Raw genomic sequence first — 16,251 nt, forward strand, 5'->3', positions numbered from 1 at the left:
CCTCAACCGATCTTGATAACTGTGTCGGAAACGAACGCGAAGGTCGGCACGTGAAGGTTCTCCGGCGCCGGACCCTTGCGGATGCGGCCGGCCGTATCGTAGTGCGAACCGTGGCAGGGACAGAACCAGCCACCGAAGTCACCGGCTTGGCCAAGCGGCACGCAGCCGAGATGGGTGCAGGAACCGATCATGACGATCCAGTTTTCCTTGCCCTCGCCGGCGGAGCGATCGACGTCGCTTGCCTGTGCTTCGGCCGGAAGGTTGGCATTGCGCGCAACCGGGTCCTTCAGCTCGTCGAGCTTGACGGCCTTTGCCTCTTCGACTTCCTTCTCCGTACGGTTGCGGATGAAGATCGGCTTGCCGCGCCATTTCGCCGTCAGCGACATGCCGGGCTGCAGGCTCGAAACGTCAACCTCGATCGAGGCGAGCGCGAGCGTCGATGCATCCGGACGCATCTGGTCGATGAACGGCCAAGCGACAGCACCGGCGCCGACGACGCCTGCCATACCGGTAGCCAGATAAAGGAAATCGCGGCGAGTGGGCTCGCCCAAGGCCTCGCTTGAAGTGTCGTGTTCGCTCACGGCTAAACCATCCTCTCACGCAATATTGCGGAAACCGCATCCGCCCCCGGCGAAATTCCTGCCCCTTGCGACTTGATCCAGGTCAAGGAACCACGCCCTATTCATAGTGCTGTCGCCCCCGTCGTCTTGCGGCTGCAAACACGACATCGGCACCAGAATCCGAAAAAATTCTGCGCGCGCACGGCACACAGATTCCCCGTCAATCCGGCGCGTTCTATGCTTGATCGCAAATTATGTCCAGCCTTGACAAGGGGATGTGGGCAGATTGTCGCGGGGAAAAGCGCGGCCAATCGGCACAAGGACTTGACGCTCGCCGGTTAGGGTGAATTCAGGCTGATCGAGTGGGCGTGGAAGTGCTCGAGGGGCGCTCTACTCCGCCGCTTCTTCGCGGGCGAGAAATCCGCCCGATTGGCGCGACCAGAGCCCTGCGTAAAGCCCGCCGCGGGCGACGAGCTCCGCGTGGGTTCCCTCCTCCACGATCCGCCCCTTGTCCATGACGACCAGCCGGTCGAGCGCTGCGATCGTCGAAAGCCGGTGCGCGATCGCGAGCACTGTCTTGCCCTGCATCAGCCGGTCGAGGTTGGACTGGATCGCTGCCTCGACCTCTGAATCGAGCGCCGAGGTCGCCTCGTCGAGCACGAGGATCGGCGCGTCCTTCAGCATCACCCGGGCAATGGCGATGCGCTGCCGCTGACCGCCGGAAAGCTTGACGCCACGCTCGCCGACATGGGCATCGAACCCCTTGCGGCCGCGCTGGTCCTGCAGACCGAGAATGAAGTCGTGGGCTTCCGCCTTGCGCGCGGCGGCAATCAGTTGCTCCCCGCTTGCATCGGGTCGGCCGAACAGGATGTTGTCGCGGATCGAGCGGTGCAGCAGCGAGGTATCCTGGCTGACCATGCCGACCTGGGCACGCAGGGACTCCTGCGTGACCGCCGCGATATCCTGCCCGTCGATCAGGATCCGCCCGCCCTCGAGGTCGTAGAAGCGCAGCAGCAGATTGACCAGGGTCGATTTTCCGGCGCCGGACCGCCCGACGATACCGACCTTCTCACCCGGACGGACGATCAGCGAAAAATCGTCGATGACGCGCTCGCCCTTGCCGTAATGGAAGCGCACGTGTTCGAAGCGGATCTCCGGCTTGGTGACGGCAAGCTCTGCGGCACCGGGTCGGTCGATGAGACCGATCGGCTGCGACACGAGTTCGGCCGAGTTCTGGATCGTGCCGATGTTGCGCATGATCGCATTGAACTGGGTCATCATGCGGCCAAGCAGCATGTTGAGCCGGAGCACCAGCGCCAGCGTGAAGGCGATGGCGCCGGAACTGATCGCGCCGCCGAGCCAGAGGTGGATCGAATAGACGGCGATGGCCGTGATCATCAGGCCGGAAAGCAGCGCCAGCGACGCGCGCACCGCCGTCAGCAGCCGCGTGAACGGAATGACCGCCCCCTGGAACCGATCGAAGCCGGAGCGGATATAGCGATCGTTCTCCTCGTCGCGACCGAAGAGCTTCAGCGTCTGGATATTGGAATAGGCATCGACCATGCGGCCATTCAGCATCGATGCCATTTCGGCCGTGTCACGGGCATGCTTGCGGATGCGCGGAACGAAGTAGCGCGCAAGCGACAGGAAGACGACGATCCAGAAGGCGACCATCGCCGCAAGACGCCAGTCGAGCTGCGCGATCAGCGCCATGGTGGAAGCCGTGTAGATGACGATGAACCAGACGACCTGCAGCAGCGAGACGATGAGATCGCTCGTCGCCTGGGCGCCGGCCCAGACCTTGGTGACGATGCGGCCGGAGAAATCGTTCTGGAAGAAGGTGAGCGACTGGCGCGCCACATGCACATAGGACTGCCAGCGCACCAAGTTGAGAAAGCCGGTGATGATAGACTGCTCTTCGACGAGCGCGGCCAGCGACACCGCGACAAAGCGGAACACCATGACCGTCAACAGCATGAACAGGAGTTCCGGCCCGTTGGCGGCGATCAGGCCGCTCCAGCCGGCCTCGGGCTTCACCGTGTCGAGAACGTCGACGAGCCGTCCGACGAAATAGAACAGGCCGGCTTCGAGCATGGCGACGAGACCGCCGAGCACGGCCATGGCAATGAACGGTCCCTTTGCCTGGCTGGCGTAGAACCAGGCGAAACCCCAGAGCGATTTGGGCGGCTGCAGGCGCTCGCGCGGCGCGAACGGCTTGATCCAGTTCTCGAAAAGGCTGACGATGGCGCTGAGCATTGTTCCGATATAGGCGGTTCGGCGGCAACAGCAATCGGTTTCAACGCAATTGCTGATTACAAATACGTAACGTCCAAGACCGCAGCCCGCCGCTCTTTCGAACGACGGGCCACCGGTATCTTATTCCGCCGCCTCTTCTTTTTCGACGTCGTCGGCGATGAAACCGCCGGATTGGCGCGACCAGAGATCGGCATAAAGGCCGCCCTTGGCGACGAGTTCGCCGTGTGAACCCGTCTCGACGATGCGGCCCGCTTCGAGGATCACCAGCCGGTCCATCTCCGTCAGCGTCGACAGGCGGTGGGCGATCGCGATCACCGTCTTGCCGGCCATCAGCGCGAAGAGGTTTTCCTGGATCGCCGCTTCGACTTCCGAATCGAGCGCCGAGGTCGCCTCGTCGAGGATCAGGATCGGCGCGTCCTTCAGGAACACGCGCGCGATCGCGATGCGCTGCCGCTGACCGCCGGAGAGCTTGACGCCGCGTTCGCCGACCTGCGCGTCCAGTCCCTTGCGGCCCTGGTTGTCCTCGAGGCCCTGGATGAAGTCCCAGGCATTCGCCTTCTTCGCCGCCGCGATGATCGCCTCATCGTCCGCTTCCGGATGGCCATAGGCGATGTTGTCGCGAATGGAACGGTGCAGCAGCGACGTATCCTGCGTCACGACACCGATCTGGGCGCGCAGGCTGTCCTGGGTGACGGTGGAGATATCCTTGCCGTCGATCCGGATCGCGCCCTCCTCGAGATCGTAGAAGCGCAGGAGCAGGTTCATCAGCGTCGTCTTGCCGGCACCCGAGCGGCCGACCAGACCGATCTTCTCGCCGGGTCTGATGTCGAGCGACAGGTGATCGATGACGCCCTTGGCCTTGCCGTAGTGGAAGCGGATGTTGTCGAAGGCGATCGCCCCCTTGTCCGCCTTCAGCGCCTTGGCATCCGGCTCGTCGACGATGTCGTGCGCCTTGGTCATCATGCCGATGCCGTCATAGACCGTGCCGATATTCTCGAACAGCGCCGAGACTTCCCACATGATCCATTGCGACATGCCGTTGATGCGCATGGCGAGACCGACGGCGATCGCAATCGCGCCGACGGAGATGGCACTGGTCAGCCACAAATGGATGCCGAGTGCCGCGATGGCGAAGAGCGCGACGCTGTTGTTGGCGTAGACCAGGATGTGGAACAGCGTCACCTTGCGCATCTGGCGATGCACGGTGTCGAGGAAGCTGTCCATGCCATCCCGCGCATAACCTTCCTCGCGGCCCGCATGCGAGAAGAGCTTGACCGTACCGATATTGGTGTAGCTGTCGACGATCCGGCCGGTCATCATCGAGCGTGCATCGGCCTGCTCTTTGGAGATCTTCTGCAGGCGCGGCACGAAATAGCCGACGATGCAGATATAGATCGCGAGCCAGATGGCGAGCGGGATCACCAGCCGCCAGTCGGCGGTCGCCACAACCGCGAGCATGGTGACGAAATAGCTGACGACATAGACGAAGACGTCGAGGATCTTCATCACCGTTTCGCGCACCGCAAGCGAGGTCTGCATCACCTTCGTCGCCACGCGTCCGGCAAACTCGTTGGCAAAGAAGGTCATGCTCTGGCGTAGGAGATAACGGTGCATCTGCCAGCGGGCGATCATCGGATAGTTGCCGAGCAGCACCTGGTGCATGATCAGCGAGTCGAGCGCGACGAGACCCGGCAGGCCGATGAGCACCAGCGCGCCCATCCAGAAGAGCCTGCCGCCCTCGGCCTGGAGGAAAGTCTCGCGGTTGGCGCTCGACAGCCAGTCGACCATGTTGCCGAGGAACTGGAACAACGCCACTTCGCCGATGGCAATCAGCATCGTGCAGACGGACATGATGAGAAGCCACGGCACGGCCGGCTTGGAATAATGCCAGCAGAAGCCGAAAAGGCTTTTCGGCGGGAGCGTCGGCTCCTCCGCCGGATAGGGATTGAGGCGGGATTCAAACCAGCCAAACATTGCATTGCTCCTTCAGAGTATTTTGAAGGAAAGCGGGTTTCCCCGCGTTCTTAGGATGAAAAAGTCGGTCCGGAAATGCAGCCCGAAAGAGAGCTTCGTCTTCCGGAGTCCCGGAAGCGCGTCGATCTGTTAAAAGATAGGTCGCGGAACCGGTCAGGCCAAACGGTGGCCCACTACTCCAGGAAGGCGTGTCAACATCAATACATTCATGTTTGCCTCCGTCGGTTCGCGTTGAAGAGGCTTGATCTCTACCCTTATTCGCGGCGGCATGCCAGATTGTCGCAGGCTGTTTCTTGCACAATTTTTCATCGTACGCGTATCTGTTGCCGTTTCGGCACAGATTAGCGCCGGCAAAATGAGCGACCGCAAAATCAAGCAGTGCCGGGCTTTTCGCAGCGGAGAACAAGGATGAACGCTTCATCGGATACGCCTCCTGATCTTCAAGGTGTCGGCTTTGTCCTTCGGCGCCCTCGTGACGGTGATGTGGATGCACGCCTGAGGCTCGGCCGCGATCCGGAAATCTGCCGGATGTTCGGTGCAGGCAGGGCGTTCCCCGGCCTCTTCAGCCACCTCGAGGCAGCCGCCTGGATCGCACGGATCGCCGCACACCCGGCCGCCTGGATCATCGACCAGGACGGCCTTGTCGGTGAAGTCCGGCTCGACAACAGCAATCACGCTGATCGGCGCGCGAGCTTCGCCATCGGCATTTTTGATCCGGGGCGCCTCGGCAAGGGTCTTGGCACTGCGGTCACCAAGCGGGTATTGGCCTATGCCTTCGATGAACTTGCCCTTCATCGGGTCTCGTTGAGGGTTCTCGCCTTCAACGAGCGGGCGATCGCCGCCTATCTCAAGTCCGGATTCTCGATCGAGGGTCGCGAACGCGAGTCGGCGCTGATCGACGGTGAATGGCACGACGACATCATGATGGGCATCCTGGCTGCGGAGTTTGATGCGCGCCGCGATGCCCCCGGAAACGAGTGACCTGACGTGAGCAATCTGCGCATCGCCCTCTACCAGCCCGACATTCCCGGCAATACCGGCACGATCCTGCGTCTTGCCGCCTGCCTCGGGCTTTCCGTCGACGTAATCGAGCCGGCCGGCTTCGACCTTTCCGACCGCAACCTGAAGCGCGCCGGCATGGACTATATCGCTTCGGTCGCGCTCACCCGTCACGTCAACTGGGAGCGGTTCGAGGCGTGGCGGGCGGAAAGCGGCCGAAGGCTGGTGCTCGCCTCGACCAAGGCCGCCCTGCCCTATACCCGCTTCGCGTTCCGTCCGGACGACATCCTGCTCTTCGGCCGGGAAAGCGCCGGCGTTCCCAACCACGTACACGAGCGTGCCGACGGCCGCGTCCTCATTCCGATGGCCGAGGGCCAGCGCTCGCTGAACATCGCGATCTCCGCCGCGATGATCGCCGGTGAAGCGATCCGGCAGGTCTCTCCAGCCTGACAGCGTAAACATTGCTACCTCCTACCCTGGCTGTTGGCCGCAGCCGGCGCCGCAGAAGCGGTACCGCCCCTCCGTGGCGCTCGGCGTGTTACGCCGCCACCTCGTTGTACGGTGCGCTCTTGCGCGCCTGTTTGAGAACGCGCGCCCACCAGGTCAGCCGGTCCATCATCAGAAACAGCGGCGCACGCAGTTCCTCGGGCTTGTAGAGGTTGCCGGCGGCGTCGAACTTCGACCACGCCTTGGGGAGCGTGATCCCATCGCGCAGCGTCACCGTATGCAACTCGCCGAAAACCTGGCGCAACTGCTCGACGGCGCGAATGCCGCCCGAGGCGCCGCCATAGGAGACGAAGGAGACCGGCTTGGCGTGCCAGGGCTCGTAGACCGAATCGATCAGCTCCTTCAGCGCGGCCGGGTAACCGTGATTGTATTCGGGCGTGACGATGATGAAGGCGTCGGCCTCGGCGATCTTGCGTTCCAGCCACTCGCCCGGATTGACCGCGGCACCCAGGCCGCGCGAGGTCCTGAGCCGCGCCGGGTCGATGATCGTCAGGGTAAAGGTCTCGGAAGCCGAAAGCTCGCGGATCAACCAGTTGGCGACCGTATCGCAGAAGCGACCCTGGCGCGCGCTGCCATAGATCACGGCAAGGGTCATTTTCTCAGTCATGGGATCAAGCTCCTGTTGTCGACGTCATGGAGCCAATGCTATAAAACCTCAACAATAGTTGAGGTCAATAGCGATTATGACAATTGTGAAGAGCGGCGAATTGCGCCGCGAGCTGACAGTCGGCGAAGTGGCCGAACGAAGCGGCGTCGCGGTCTCCACCTTACACTTCTACGAGGCCAAGGGCCTGATCCGCAGCAACCGCACCCGCGGCAACCAGCGCCGTTATCCGCGCAGCGTGCTCAGGCGCGTCGCGGTCATCAAGGTGGCACAGCGCACCGGCATCCCCCTGGCGGAAATTCAGGACGCTTTGTCGGTGCTGCCGGACGATCGTCCGCTGACGGTGGCAGACTGGGGCAGATTGTCCGAGAACTGGCGCGAGCAACTGAACGAACGCATTGCCAGCCTGATGGCCCTGCGCGATCACCTGACGGGCTGCATCGGCTGCGGCTGCCTGTCGCTGCGTGAATGTCCGCTGCGCAACCCGCACGACGTGCTGTCGATGGAAGGCGCCGGCCCGCGGCTCATGGATGACGATAGCCACGGCTGAGAGCGCGGCCGAACTCGGCTAGTCGGCAGACGGCAGACGGCGCATGGTGAACTCGATCTCGTCGCCCTCGAGCTGCCGCCAGCTTTCGACCTCGGTCCAATAGGCGGCCTTCGGCCAGGTATCGAACCATTCTCGTGCCTTGGCTCGGGCGGCACTGCGATTGAGCCGAAAGGTTTCCCGCACGAAAAGGCCATCGCCTCGTGTCGGATTGTCCCGGCGATGCCGGGCGATCTGCCGTCGCAAACCATCGAGCGGCGGGCCTGCAGGTATTCTTGCCATGGGCTATACCTCTAAGCGCTAAGATAGTGACGGCGCTTGATCTTTGCCAGGGCTTTGTTCGGCGGCGGGCTTCGTCGTACGGCCAAACTGTCGCTGCATGTATTCCTTAGATTGGCGCTGGTAGATGCAGCAGTCTTGACCGTGATGGCGGCCCTGCCCGTCTTGGGAGACACACGGCGCCGTGGCGCGACAGACCGCCCGAGGCGCTGGACCGGCGTTGCCATCGGCGCGAAAGTATGAACTGTGGCGACTTCAAGCGAATCGGCGGAATTTCATCGGGAAACCCGCCAACAGGACGTAATTTTCCATGGAACGACCGCAACTCCCCCCAGGCCTCCCTGCAGATATCGAAGAGAAGAAGGCGGAGGCGCGTGCGTGGTTCGAAGGGCTGCGCGACACCATCTGCGCGGCCTTCGAGGCGATCGAGGATGACCTGACCGGTCCTCTCTCCGATCGTGCGCCCGGGCGTTTCGCCGCCAGGGATTGGAGCCGCGACGACGGCAAGGGCGGCGGCGGCCGCATGTCGATGATGGAAGGCCGCGTCTTCGAAAAGGTCGGGGTCCACACCTCGACCGTCTACGGCGAGTTCTCGCCCGAATTCCGCAGTCAGATCCCGGGTGCAGCGGAGGATCCTCGCTTCTGGGCGTCCGGCATTTCGCTGATCGCCCATCCCGTGAACCCCAACGTGCCGGCCGTGCATATGAACACGCGCATGGTGGTGACGACGAGCAACTGGTTTGGCGGCGGCGCCGACCTGACGCCGGTGCTCGACCGCCGCCGCGTCATGACCGATGCGGACACGCAGCTCTTCCATCGCGCGATGGAAATCACGTGCAGCCGTCATGCGGTTGCCGACCACGCCAAGTTCAAGAAGTGGTGCGACGACTACTTCTTCCTGCCGCACCGCAACGAGCCGCGCGGTACCGGCGGCATCTTCTACGACTGGCTGCATTCGTCCGAGGAACAGGGCGGCTGGGATGCGGATTTTGCCTTCACCCGCGACGTCGGCAAGGCCTTTGCCCTCGTCTACCCCAAGATCGTCCGCACCAACTTCAACATGCCCTGGACCGAAGAAGACCGGGACGAGCAGCTCGTACGGCGCGGTCGCTATGTCGAGTTCAACCTGCTCTACGACCGCGGCACCATCTTCGGCCTTAAGACCGGCGGCAACGTCGAGTCGATCCTGTCGTCCCTGCCGCCGGTGGTGCGCTGGCCGTAAAGGCAAGATTTGAGAGCGCTTCGCCAAGCGCGATCCGCTCTCGACACGCTAACCGCAGACACGCACCTTCTTCAGGATGACCCTGCCATAGGCGCCGTAGGTCTTCACGGTTTTGACGACGCAGCTCAGTCGTTGGCCATAGCTGTAGTTTTCGGCCTGGGCCGGCATGCCGAAGGCAAGTGTCATCGCTATCGCCAGAGCCATGGCGAAAAAAGAGCCGCGCATCGAATATGTCCCCTGCCTGCCGTTCGTGACCGCGACAGATCCCGTCGCTTGCAGAGACACATGGCACGGCTGAGGATTTCCCGCTGTTTCGGATGAAACAGGCGAACAAAGCGTGGGCATCCGACGTTTCCCCTGCGTTGAGCAAGGTGGAGGCGATGATCTTCAAGAAGCGAACATTCTACGGCGACGAGCCGGAGCGGCAGGCCGCGGACAACCCGGCGGAACTGGAGCGCCGCGTTGCCCATTTCCTGGCGGTGGCGCCCGGCCTCGATGCCGCCGACATCACGGTGACCGCCAAAGGCAATACGATCATACTCGCCGGCTTCGTGGCAACCGCAGCCGAAGTTATCCGCGCCGAAGAGGCGGCAAGGCACATGCAAGGCGTTGCGGAAGTGATCAACCGTATCGAGACGGCCGGCGTTGAATAACGGGCGTCAGATGGTGCCCAGCGTCCAGCTGACGATCTCGGCGGAGACGCCGGCAAAGGCCTGGTCCATCGCCTTGATGAAGGCCGGATTGCCGGCGCCCTTGACGCCGGCCGTGGCGCGAAACGCTTTTTGCGCCCGCACCGTGCCGTTGCGGTCGTTGAGGATTTTCGCGAAGATTTCGACGACGGCCGTATCGGCACCCTCCGTCGAAACCTCGAAGGCGCGGATTTCGGTGATCACCTGATAATCGATCGCGAGCCCCTGGCCCGGCTTGCCGACGCCCCCGATCTTGCCGGTGTCCTCGAAGGCCTGCACGAGCTTCGCCTGCACCAGCTTCGGCAGCCGGTCGCTCCATTGTGCCTTGGAGAGATATTGTAGCTCGGAACCGGACAGACGGACGACGACCTGGTCGCTGTCGAGCGCCTTCACCGCCGTCGGTTCCGGCACGAGGATCTGCTTGCCGGTCGACGCGTGTCCTCCGACAATGGGCGAAGCCGAAAGGCTGAAGGTGTCGTTGACGGCGGCGCGCGTGCCGCATCCGGCAAGCCCGGCTGCCAGCATGAAAATCAGGGCGGAGCGCCGCGCTCCCGCTACTCGTAAACCAACCAGCCCCGGAAAATTCATACTGCCAATACCTTTGTCCCACACACCTTGGCGCGCCCTTGATCGAAAGCACACCGCCTGGCCCCACACCGGTCCTGTCGCCCCCGACTCAGCGCCGCGTGCGGCCATCATATTGTTTTACTGTTTCGCCGCCAAAGAGAAGACGCTGCGGGTTCTTGTCGAAGGTGGAGATCGTGTTTTCCAGGCTCTGGACCGTGCGCCGCGTATCGGTGACGAGCGCTTCGACATCGCGCAGGCCCGAACCCGAGAAGCGCCGAAGGTTTTCGGCGATCGGCCCGATCTGCGCGTTGAGATTGTCGGCAACCTTGCGGAAGGATTCGAGCGTCGTGCGTGCTTCGGCCGAAAGCGACGGCGCATCCGCGTCGCCGAGGAAACCATCGACCTTGACGAGAATGCTGTCGACCCGGTTGGCCGAGGCATTCAGCTTGCTCGCCAGCTCGGTAACGTCGGTGATCGTACGGTCGATGTCCTCTTGCCGCGCGGTAATCTTCGACGCGAACTGAGAGATATTCGCAACGGTTCTGCGGGCATCGGCCGTCGCTGCGGTGATGTCGTCGACGACGAGTTCGACCTTGTTCTTGTCCACCGAGGCCACGAGCGTATCGACCCGCGCCAGCGTCTTCTGGGCGTTCTTGCCGAACTGATCGTAGGTTTCGACCGTCCGCCGGAAGGCGGCGATCGTTTCGGAGACGCCGCCTGAGGCCGCCTTCAGATCGTTGCTGATCTGCTCGACGTTGGAGACGATGTGATCGATCTTCTTCGGGTCGACGGACTTCACCAAGGTCTCGGCGGACGCCAAGGTCGAATCGAGTTTCTTCGAGGCGGTACTCACCGAGCCGGAAAGCTCCGTCACGCTCTGCAGGAAGTCATCGATCGCGCCGGAATTGTTGGCGAGCGCCGTTGAAAACTTCTCCGCATTGCCGATCGTTGTCGTCAGCGGGCCGCGCACGTCGGTCACGAAGCCCTGGATGTCACTGATCGCGTTGTTGGCGCGGTCCATGATCTGGTCGGCGGTCGCCAGCAGGCTGGTGACGCTCGACTGATCCGCAAGGATGCGCGCCTGCGTACCCTTTTCGATCGCGGTCTTCAGGATGTTCTCGTCGCCCTTGCGGCCGCCGCTGAGTTCGATATAGGCGGCGCCCGTCAGCCCCTGCACTTCCAGCGTCGCCTTGGTCGACCGCAGCACCGGCGCGTCGACCGAGACTTCGGTGACGGCAATCGAATAGCGCGGATCATTGGCGTCGATCGCAAGATTGCGCACCGTACCGACGGCGATGCCGTTGAAGCGCACCGGCGAGCCGACGGAGAGGCCGTTCGCGGAACCCGGAATGTTGACCACCAGTTCGACCATCTCGCCGCTGCGCCCGTACTGTGACATCCAGTAGACGAAGCCGAAGGCGGCCGCGATCACGAACACCGTGAAGAAACCGACAATGGCGTAGTTCGCTTTCGTTTCCATTCGTACCGACTACCTTCGTGGCCGCTTCACCGGCTCTTCCTCCGATCTCGACGCCTTGGCGCCAAAACCGCATTCATTTTCGAGCGCCGTTCGTTCAAATGACGCACGAAGAACGCTGCTGCACTTCGTTTCCGGCGCATCTTTCCGCATCAAGCCATTCGCTTGCGCGCAAGCATGCTCCGGTCATTGCTCGTGGCGCACGATCGATCGAGCCCGCTTGCCACGGAAATAGGACCGCACCCAGGGTTCATCGCAGGCCAGCATGTCTTCGACGGTCCCCTCGACCAGAACCCGCTTCTTGCCGAGAACCGCGATGCGGTCACAGACGGAAAAGAGGCTGTCGAGGTCGTGAGTCACCATATACACGGTCAGTCCCAGCGTGTCGCGCAGCTTGGCGATCAACTCGTCGAACTCCGCGGCCCCGATCGGATCGAGGCCCGAGGTCGGTTCGTCCAGAAAAACCAGGTCGGGATCGAGCGCCAGGGCCCGAGCAAGGGCGGCGCGCTTGATCATGCCGCCCGAAAGCTCGGATGGGTATTTTTCCGCCGCTTCCGGCGCCAGGCCCACGAGTTCGATCTTCACCCGCGCCAGTTCGTCCATCAGCCTTTGCGGCAGGTCGAGATATTCCCGCATCGGTACCTGGATGTTCTCGCGAACCGTCAGCGCCGAAAAGAGCGCGCCATGCTGGAAGAGAACGCCGAGGCGCATGTCGAGCGCGATGCGCTCGGCTTCGGTGATCTTGTCGTAGTCCGCGCCCAGGATCTCGATCTTGCCGGATCGTTTCGCCAGCAGCCTCAGCACGGTGCGCATCAGCACCGACTTGCCCGTGCCGGAAGCACCGACGAAACCGAGGATCTCGCCGCGGTAGATTTCGAGGTTCAGCTTGTCGAGCACGATGTTCGAGCCGAAGCCCACCGTCAGGTCGCGGACGGAAAGCACGGACTCGCGGCCGTTCGCTTCCGTTGCCTGGTCTTCTTCGTGTCGTTTCTCGATTGCGCTCACGGCTGTTCCTCGCCTCAGAAATCGATTGCTGCGTAGAACATGGCGAAGAGCCCGTCGATCAGGATCACGACGAAGATCGACTTGACCACCGAAGAGGTCACGTGACGTCCGAGCGACTCGGCACTGCCGCCGACCTTCAGCCCCTCCACGGCCGCGACCACACCGATGATCAGCGCCATGAACGGTGCCTTGATCATGCCGGCCGCGACGGACGAAAAATCGACCGCTTCCTGCAGGCGCGCAAGGAAGGTCGGGATCGTGATGCCGGAATAGCCCCAGGCGACCAGGGCGGCGCCGGTCAAGGCGGCAAAGTTCGCGATGATCGTCAGCAGCGGCAGCGCGACGGTGAGCGCGACGAGGCGCGGAAAGACGAGAACGCCGATCGGGCTCAGTCCCATCACCTTCAGCGCGTCCACTTCCTCGCGCATCTTCATCGAGCCGATTTCGGCGGTGATGGCGCTGCCGGAGCGACCGGCGATCATGATCGCCGTCAGGAGAACACCGATTTCACGCAATTGCAGGATACCGACGAGATCGACGACGAAGACCTCCGCGCCGAAGTAGCGGAGCTGGAACGCGCCCTGCTGCGCAATGATCGCACCGATCAGGAACGACATCAGCGTGATGATCGGCACCGCCATCACGCCCATCCGGTCGATCTGATGAACGATCGCCGCCGGCGAGACGCCGCTGTGCCGCCCCAGCTTGAGCTGGGCGCCGCGCACCGCGGAACCGAGGATGTACATCGCCGCGACGACGTCGTCCCAGGTCGCGACCATTACCTCGCCGACCGGAGCGAAAATGCGCTGGAACAGCGGTAGCCGCTCGCTGCCTTTCTCGGGCGCGCGCAATTCCGCCGGCAAGGCATCGATCAGCTCGACATAGCGCTGCCCGCCCTCGGCGAAATGGATGTCATCCCGGGACGAACCGGCAATACGGGTCATGAACCGCCGGATGATCCACGCGCCGGCCGTGTCCATTGCCGTCACGCCGGAAAGATCGAACTGCGCGACCCCGTCGCTTTTGCTTGCAAGTCCGTCGAGCTTCGCTGCCATCGCTTCGGCGGTTTCATGCCGCCAGGCGCCGGTAAAGACATAGCTTCGCCCGCCGGCACTTTCGGCCAGCGCAACATCGGCGGTAAGCTTGCGGGCGGATGGCGTCACCTGGCTTCGGTTTTCCTGATTTGCGACTGCATAATTCCTTAAACCGGAATCGATTTGAGGACAAAATAATGCAGCAGACCTAAAGTGTTACAGCGACCGTTGCGTGTCCCACGGACGCGGCGCTGTAAAGATTCGTAAATCCTTACACCGTCATAACGGCTCGCACCGTGGCTGTCACCCGCACGTTCGGTTGGCGGCGATGTCGGACCCTCAGATTGCGCGCCGGAGACGCTTTCATGTCACTTTCCCTCGATGCCGTAGTGGAACATTTCCCGATTGCAGGCACCTTTACGATCTCGCGCGGCTCCAAGACGACGGCAAGCGTCGTCACTTGCCGAATCAGCGACGGTATTCACACCGGCTCCGGCGAGTGCGTGCCCTACGGCCGCTACGGAGAAACGATCGATTCGGTGCTGGCCGAGATCGCTTCCGTTCGCCCGCGCATCGAAAGCGGCCTGACCCGTGCCGAACTGCAGCGCCAGATGAAACCGGGTGCCGCGCGAAACGCCGTCGATTGTGCCCTATGGGATCTGGAAGCCAAACAGAAAAACGAGCCTGTTCATGCGCTTGCGGGCATAGCCTCACCCGACGCATTGACGACCGCCTATACGCTGTCGCTCGCCGAGCCGGATGCCATGCGCGAACAGGCGGCGAAATACGCCCACCGTGCGCTCCTCAAGGTCAAGGTCGGCACGTCGGACGATGCCGCGCGCATCCGCGCTGTCCGGGCCGGCGCACCAACGAGCCACATCATCCTCGATGCCAATGAAGGCTGGACGCCCGAAACGCTCGCCTACCACTTCGCGATCTGCGCCGAGGAACGGATCGACCTGATCGAGCAGCCGTTGCCGGCCGGGCGCGACGAGGCGCTGGCGACGGTCGCCCGCCCCGTCCCCATTTGCGCGGATGAAAGCGTGCACGCGACCGAGGACCTCGCCGCCCTCGTCGGCCGCTATGACGCGGTCAACATCAAGCTCGACAAGACCGGCGGCCTCACCGAGGCGCTGCGCATGCGCGATCAGGCAGCAGCCCTCGGCCTCAAGGTCATGGTCGGCTGCATGGTCGGCAGTTCGCTGGCGATGGCCCCGGCGACCCTCGTCGCCCAGGGTGCTGATTTCGTCGACCTCGACGGGCCGCTGCTGCTCGCCGAAGATCGCACACCTGGCCTGCGCTACGAGGCTTCGCTCGTCTTCCCCCCGGAGCCGCGTCTCTGGGGCTGAAGATACCAGGCGGTAACCGCGAAGCAGCAACCGGCAAAGGCGACGACCGACATCGAATAGAAGCCGTTCACGCCGTACCAGGCGTAGAAATAGCCGGACAGGAAGGTGAAGATCGCGGTGAAGATGCCGGTGTAGAAGAAATAGAGTCCCTGGGCCGACGCTTCCTGGGATTCCACCACCCGCTCGACGAGCTTGTGCTGCATGCCAGTGTGCATGATCGCGTAGGTGAAGGCGTGGAAGCACTGAAGGACGAAATAGCCGCTGAAGCCGAGATTCATCGGGAAGATGATCCAGCGCACCACCGCAAGCGAACAGCCCGACAGGATCATCACCCACACGCTGAAGCGGCGACTGATCGCCTTGGCGAAGATGAACATCGTGACTTCGGCCGCCACGCCCGCGCTCCACAGCAAGCCGATCTCGGTGCCGCTGTAGCCGATCTGCTGCCAGTAGATCGCCGAGAAGGCGAACAGCATCGCGTGGCTGGCGTTCACCAGCGTCACCCCGATCAGAAGCAGTTGCAGGTCGAGCTGCTTGAGCGACTTCGGCGGCGGCTCGGTGAGCGCGGTGATCGGCGACGGCCGGCGCGGCTTGCCGACGCGCGGCGCCGCGTAGGCCATGGCGATCGTCAGGCCGAAGCCGATCGCCATCGCCGGCAGAACCATGTCGCTGCCGAAAATGCCGACCATCCAGCCGCCGAGCATCGTCGCACCGATGAAGGCGACCGAGCCCCAGAGCCGCATATGGGCGTAGTCGAAGCCCCAGCGCCGGACGCCGGAGAGCGCAATCGCCTCGACGATCGGCACATAGGGCGAATAGACGGCGGATTGCAGCGTGTAGATGACCAGCACCGGCCAGAAGTCGCGGAAATAGAACAGCACCAGTGCGGTCGCGAGCGACAGGAATCCGGACCAGATCAGCACGATCGTCCGCTCGCCGAGGCGGTCGGCGATGACGCCCGCGATCGGCGCCGTGATGACGCGCACGAACATCGGCAGCGCCAGGACGACGCCGATCTCGAAGTCGGTCATCGAGAGCGTGCTCAGCCACATCGGAAAATACGGCATGGCGAAGCCGTTGACGATCAGCGGCGCGCAGAAGAGCAAGGCGATGCGAAGCGCGAAATGGCGCGGCGGAGGGCCCACGGATGCGGGCGCTGAGGTGGGAATCATCGGCTGACCT

18 protein-coding genes are annotated in these 16,251 nt (G+C 63.0%); 6 read left to right on the top strand and 12 right to left on the bottom strand.

The features are described 5' to 3' along the window. Nucleotides 1-2: 2 nt before the first annotated feature. From petA to ACQ5BM_RS21405, 4 genes are all read right to left on the bottom strand, one after another. Complete coding sequence (gene petA, locus ACQ5BM_RS21390; RefSeq protein WP_173516657.1) at nt 3-581, bottom strand: ubiquinol-cytochrome c reductase iron-sulfur subunit; 579 nt, start codon at nt 579-581, stop codon at nt 3-5. 369 nt (nt 582-950) lie between these two features. Next, nucleotides 951-2,816, bottom strand: a complete 1,866-nt coding sequence (locus ACQ5BM_RS21395) for an ABC transporter ATP-binding protein (RefSeq protein WP_429815576.1) — start codon at nt 2,814-2,816, stop codon at nt 951-953. A gap of 120 nt (nt 2,817-2,936) precedes the next feature. Continuing rightward, on the bottom strand, nt 2,937-4,790 hold the full coding sequence (locus ACQ5BM_RS21400; protein ID WP_429815578.1) for an ABC transporter ATP-binding protein: 1,854 nt from the start codon (nt 4,788-4,790) through the stop codon (nt 2,937-2,939). Beyond that, the gene (locus ACQ5BM_RS21405; RefSeq protein WP_429815581.1) at nt 4,774-5,211 is read right to left on the bottom strand and encodes a hypothetical protein; all 438 of its coding nucleotides are present in this window, start codon (nt 5,209-5,211) and stop codon (nt 4,774-4,776) included. Before ACQ5BM_RS21405 ends, ACQ5BM_RS21400 begins: the two co-directional genes overlap by 17 nt. On the opposite strand from ACQ5BM_RS21405, the gene ACQ5BM_RS21410 reads away from it, so the two are divergent. Beyond that, nucleotides 5,199-5,771 carry a GNAT family N-acetyltransferase gene (locus ACQ5BM_RS21410; RefSeq protein WP_429815584.1) on the top strand — a complete coding sequence of 191 codons (573 nt, stop codon included), beginning with the start codon at nt 5,199-5,201 and terminating at the stop codon, nt 5,769-5,771. The genes ACQ5BM_RS21405 and ACQ5BM_RS21410 overlap by 13 nt on opposite strands. Before the next feature lie 6 nt (nt 5,772-5,777). Continuing rightward, complete coding sequence (locus ACQ5BM_RS21415; RefSeq protein ID WP_429815586.1) at nt 5,778-6,239, top strand: tRNA (cytidine(34)-2'-O)-methyltransferase; 462 nt, start codon at nt 5,778-5,780, stop codon at nt 6,237-6,239. A gap of 88 nt (nt 6,240-6,327) precedes the next feature. Here the strand turns inward: ACQ5BM_RS21415 and ACQ5BM_RS21420 are convergent, their stop codons facing one another. After that, nucleotides 6,328-6,903: an NADPH-dependent FMN reductase gene (locus tag ACQ5BM_RS21420; protein WP_429815589.1), complete on the bottom strand. Its 576-nt coding sequence runs from the start codon at nt 6,901-6,903 to the stop codon at nt 6,328-6,330. Nucleotides 6,904-6,979: 76 nt separating this feature from the next. On the opposite strand from ACQ5BM_RS21420, the gene soxR reads away from it, so the two are divergent. Beyond that, nucleotides 6,980-7,450 (top strand): redox-sensitive transcriptional activator SoxR, encoded by a 471-nt coding sequence (gene soxR / locus ACQ5BM_RS21425; protein WP_429815592.1) that lies wholly within the window; start codon nt 6,980-6,982, stop codon nt 7,448-7,450. An 18-nt stretch (nt 7,451-7,468) separates the two neighbouring features. Here soxR and ACQ5BM_RS21430 read toward each other — a convergent pair whose 3' ends face one another. Next, nucleotides 7,469-7,729, bottom strand: a complete 261-nt coding sequence (locus tag ACQ5BM_RS21430; RefSeq protein WP_429815595.1) for a hypothetical protein — start codon at nt 7,727-7,729, stop codon at nt 7,469-7,471. Nucleotides 7,730-8,036: 307 nt separating this feature from the next. On the opposite strand from ACQ5BM_RS21430, the gene hemF reads away from it, so the two are divergent. Next, the gene (gene hemF / locus ACQ5BM_RS21435; protein ID WP_429815597.1) at nt 8,037-8,948 is read left to right on the top strand and encodes an oxygen-dependent coproporphyrinogen oxidase; all 912 of its coding nucleotides are present in this window, start codon (nt 8,037-8,039) and stop codon (nt 8,946-8,948) included. A gap of 48 nt (nt 8,949-8,996) precedes the next feature. On the opposite strand, the gene ACQ5BM_RS21440 is transcribed toward hemF, so the two are convergent. Continuing rightward, nucleotides 8,997-9,173: a hypothetical protein gene (locus ACQ5BM_RS21440; protein WP_429815599.1), complete on the bottom strand. Its 177-nt coding sequence runs from the start codon at nt 9,171-9,173 to the stop codon at nt 8,997-8,999. 155 nt (nt 9,174-9,328) lie between these two features. Here ACQ5BM_RS21440 and ACQ5BM_RS21445 point away from each other — a divergent pair, with 155 nt between their 5' ends. Further along, entirely contained in the window at nt 9,329-9,601 is a 273-nt protein-coding gene (locus ACQ5BM_RS21445; RefSeq protein ID WP_429815602.1) for a BON domain-containing protein, read from the top strand. A gap of 6 nt (nt 9,602-9,607) precedes the next feature. On the opposite strand, the gene ACQ5BM_RS21450 is transcribed toward ACQ5BM_RS21445, so the two are convergent. The 4 genes from ACQ5BM_RS21450 to ACQ5BM_RS21465 form a co-directional block, all read right to left on the bottom strand. Beyond that, nucleotides 9,608-10,225, bottom strand: coding sequence for an ABC-type transport auxiliary lipoprotein family protein (locus tag ACQ5BM_RS21450; RefSeq protein WP_429815605.1), 618 nt, complete (start codon nt 10,223-10,225; stop codon nt 9,608-9,610). A gap of 88 nt (nt 10,226-10,313) precedes the next feature. After that, on the bottom strand, nt 10,314-11,684 hold the full coding sequence (locus tag ACQ5BM_RS21455) for an MlaD family protein (RefSeq protein WP_429815607.1): 1,371 nt from the start codon (nt 11,682-11,684) through the stop codon (nt 10,314-10,316). Nucleotides 11,685-11,867: 183 nt separating this feature from the next. Next, nucleotides 11,868-12,677 (bottom strand): ABC transporter ATP-binding protein, encoded by an 810-nt coding sequence (locus ACQ5BM_RS21460; RefSeq protein WP_429815957.1) that lies wholly within the window; start codon nt 12,675-12,677, stop codon nt 11,868-11,870. Between the two features lie 23 nt (nt 12,678-12,700). Further along, nucleotides 12,701-13,849 carry an MlaE family lipid ABC transporter permease subunit gene (locus ACQ5BM_RS21465; protein ID WP_429815610.1) on the bottom strand — a complete coding sequence of 383 codons (1,149 nt, stop codon included), beginning with the start codon at nt 13,847-13,849 and terminating at the stop codon, nt 12,701-12,703. Nucleotides 13,850-14,085: 236 nt separating this feature from the next. Here ACQ5BM_RS21465 and dgcA point away from each other — a divergent pair, with 236 nt between their 5' ends. Next, the gene (dgcA, locus tag ACQ5BM_RS21470; RefSeq protein WP_429815612.1) at nt 14,086-15,069 is read left to right on the top strand and encodes an N-acetyl-D-Glu racemase DgcA; all 984 of its coding nucleotides are present in this window, start codon (nt 14,086-14,088) and stop codon (nt 15,067-15,069) included. Here dgcA and ACQ5BM_RS21475 read toward each other — a convergent pair. Then, nucleotides 15,021-16,241: an MFS transporter gene (locus ACQ5BM_RS21475; RefSeq protein ID WP_429815614.1), complete on the bottom strand. Its 1,221-nt coding sequence runs from the start codon at nt 16,239-16,241 to the stop codon at nt 15,021-15,023. The two genes, dgcA and ACQ5BM_RS21475, sit on opposite strands and share 49 nt — an antisense overlap. Nucleotides 16,242-16,251: the final 10 nt, after the last annotated feature.

Source organism: Ensifer sp. B1-9, from assembly GCF_050474445.1.
GTDB lineage: Bacteria > Pseudomonadota > Alphaproteobacteria > Rhizobiales > Rhizobiaceae > Ensifer.

Coding starts and splice junctions, on each gene's coding strand:
- ACQ5BM_RS21405 (WP_429815581.1), bottom strand. CDS start 5,211: ATGAAGCGTTCATCCTTGTTCTCCGCTGCGAAAAGCCCGGCACTGCTT.
- hemF (WP_429815597.1), top strand. CDS start 8,037: ATGGAACGACCGCAACTCCCCCCAGGCCTCCCTGCAGATATCGAAGAG.
- ACQ5BM_RS21440 (WP_429815599.1), bottom strand. CDS start 9,173: ATGCGCGGCTCTTTTTTCGCCATGGCTCTGGCGATAGCGATGACACTT.
- ACQ5BM_RS21445 (WP_429815602.1), top strand. CDS start 9,329: ATGATCTTCAAGAAGCGAACATTCTACGGCGACGAGCCGGAGCGGCAG.
- ACQ5BM_RS21410 (WP_429815584.1), top strand. CDS start 5,199: ATGAACGCTTCATCGGATACGCCTCCTGATCTTCAAGGTGTCGGCTTT.
- dgcA (WP_429815612.1), top strand. CDS start 14,086: ATGTCACTTTCCCTCGATGCCGTAGTGGAACATTTCCCGATTGCAGGC.
- ACQ5BM_RS21455 (WP_429815607.1), bottom strand. CDS start 11,684: ATGGAAACGAAAGCGAACTACGCCATTGTCGGTTTCTTCACGGTGTTC.
- ACQ5BM_RS21400 (WP_429815578.1), bottom strand. CDS start 4,790: ATGTTTGGCTGGTTTGAATCCCGCCTCAATCCCTATCCGGCGGAGGAG.
- ACQ5BM_RS21450 (WP_429815605.1), bottom strand. CDS start 10,225: ATGAATTTTCCGGGGCTGGTTGGTTTACGAGTAGCGGGAGCGCGGCGC.
- ACQ5BM_RS21395 (WP_429815576.1), bottom strand. CDS start 2,816: ATGCTCAGCGCCATCGTCAGCCTTTTCGAGAACTGGATCAAGCCGTTC.
- ACQ5BM_RS21430 (WP_429815595.1), bottom strand. CDS start 7,729: ATGGCAAGAATACCTGCAGGCCCGCCGCTCGATGGTTTGCGACGGCAG.
- soxR (WP_429815592.1), top strand. CDS start 6,980: ATGACAATTGTGAAGAGCGGCGAATTGCGCCGCGAGCTGACAGTCGGC.
- ACQ5BM_RS21475 (WP_429815614.1), bottom strand. CDS start 16,241: ATGATTCCCACCTCAGCGCCCGCATCCGTGGGCCCTCCGCCGCGCCAT.
- ACQ5BM_RS21420 (WP_429815589.1), bottom strand. CDS start 6,903: ATGACTGAGAAAATGACCCTTGCCGTGATCTATGGCAGCGCGCGCCAG.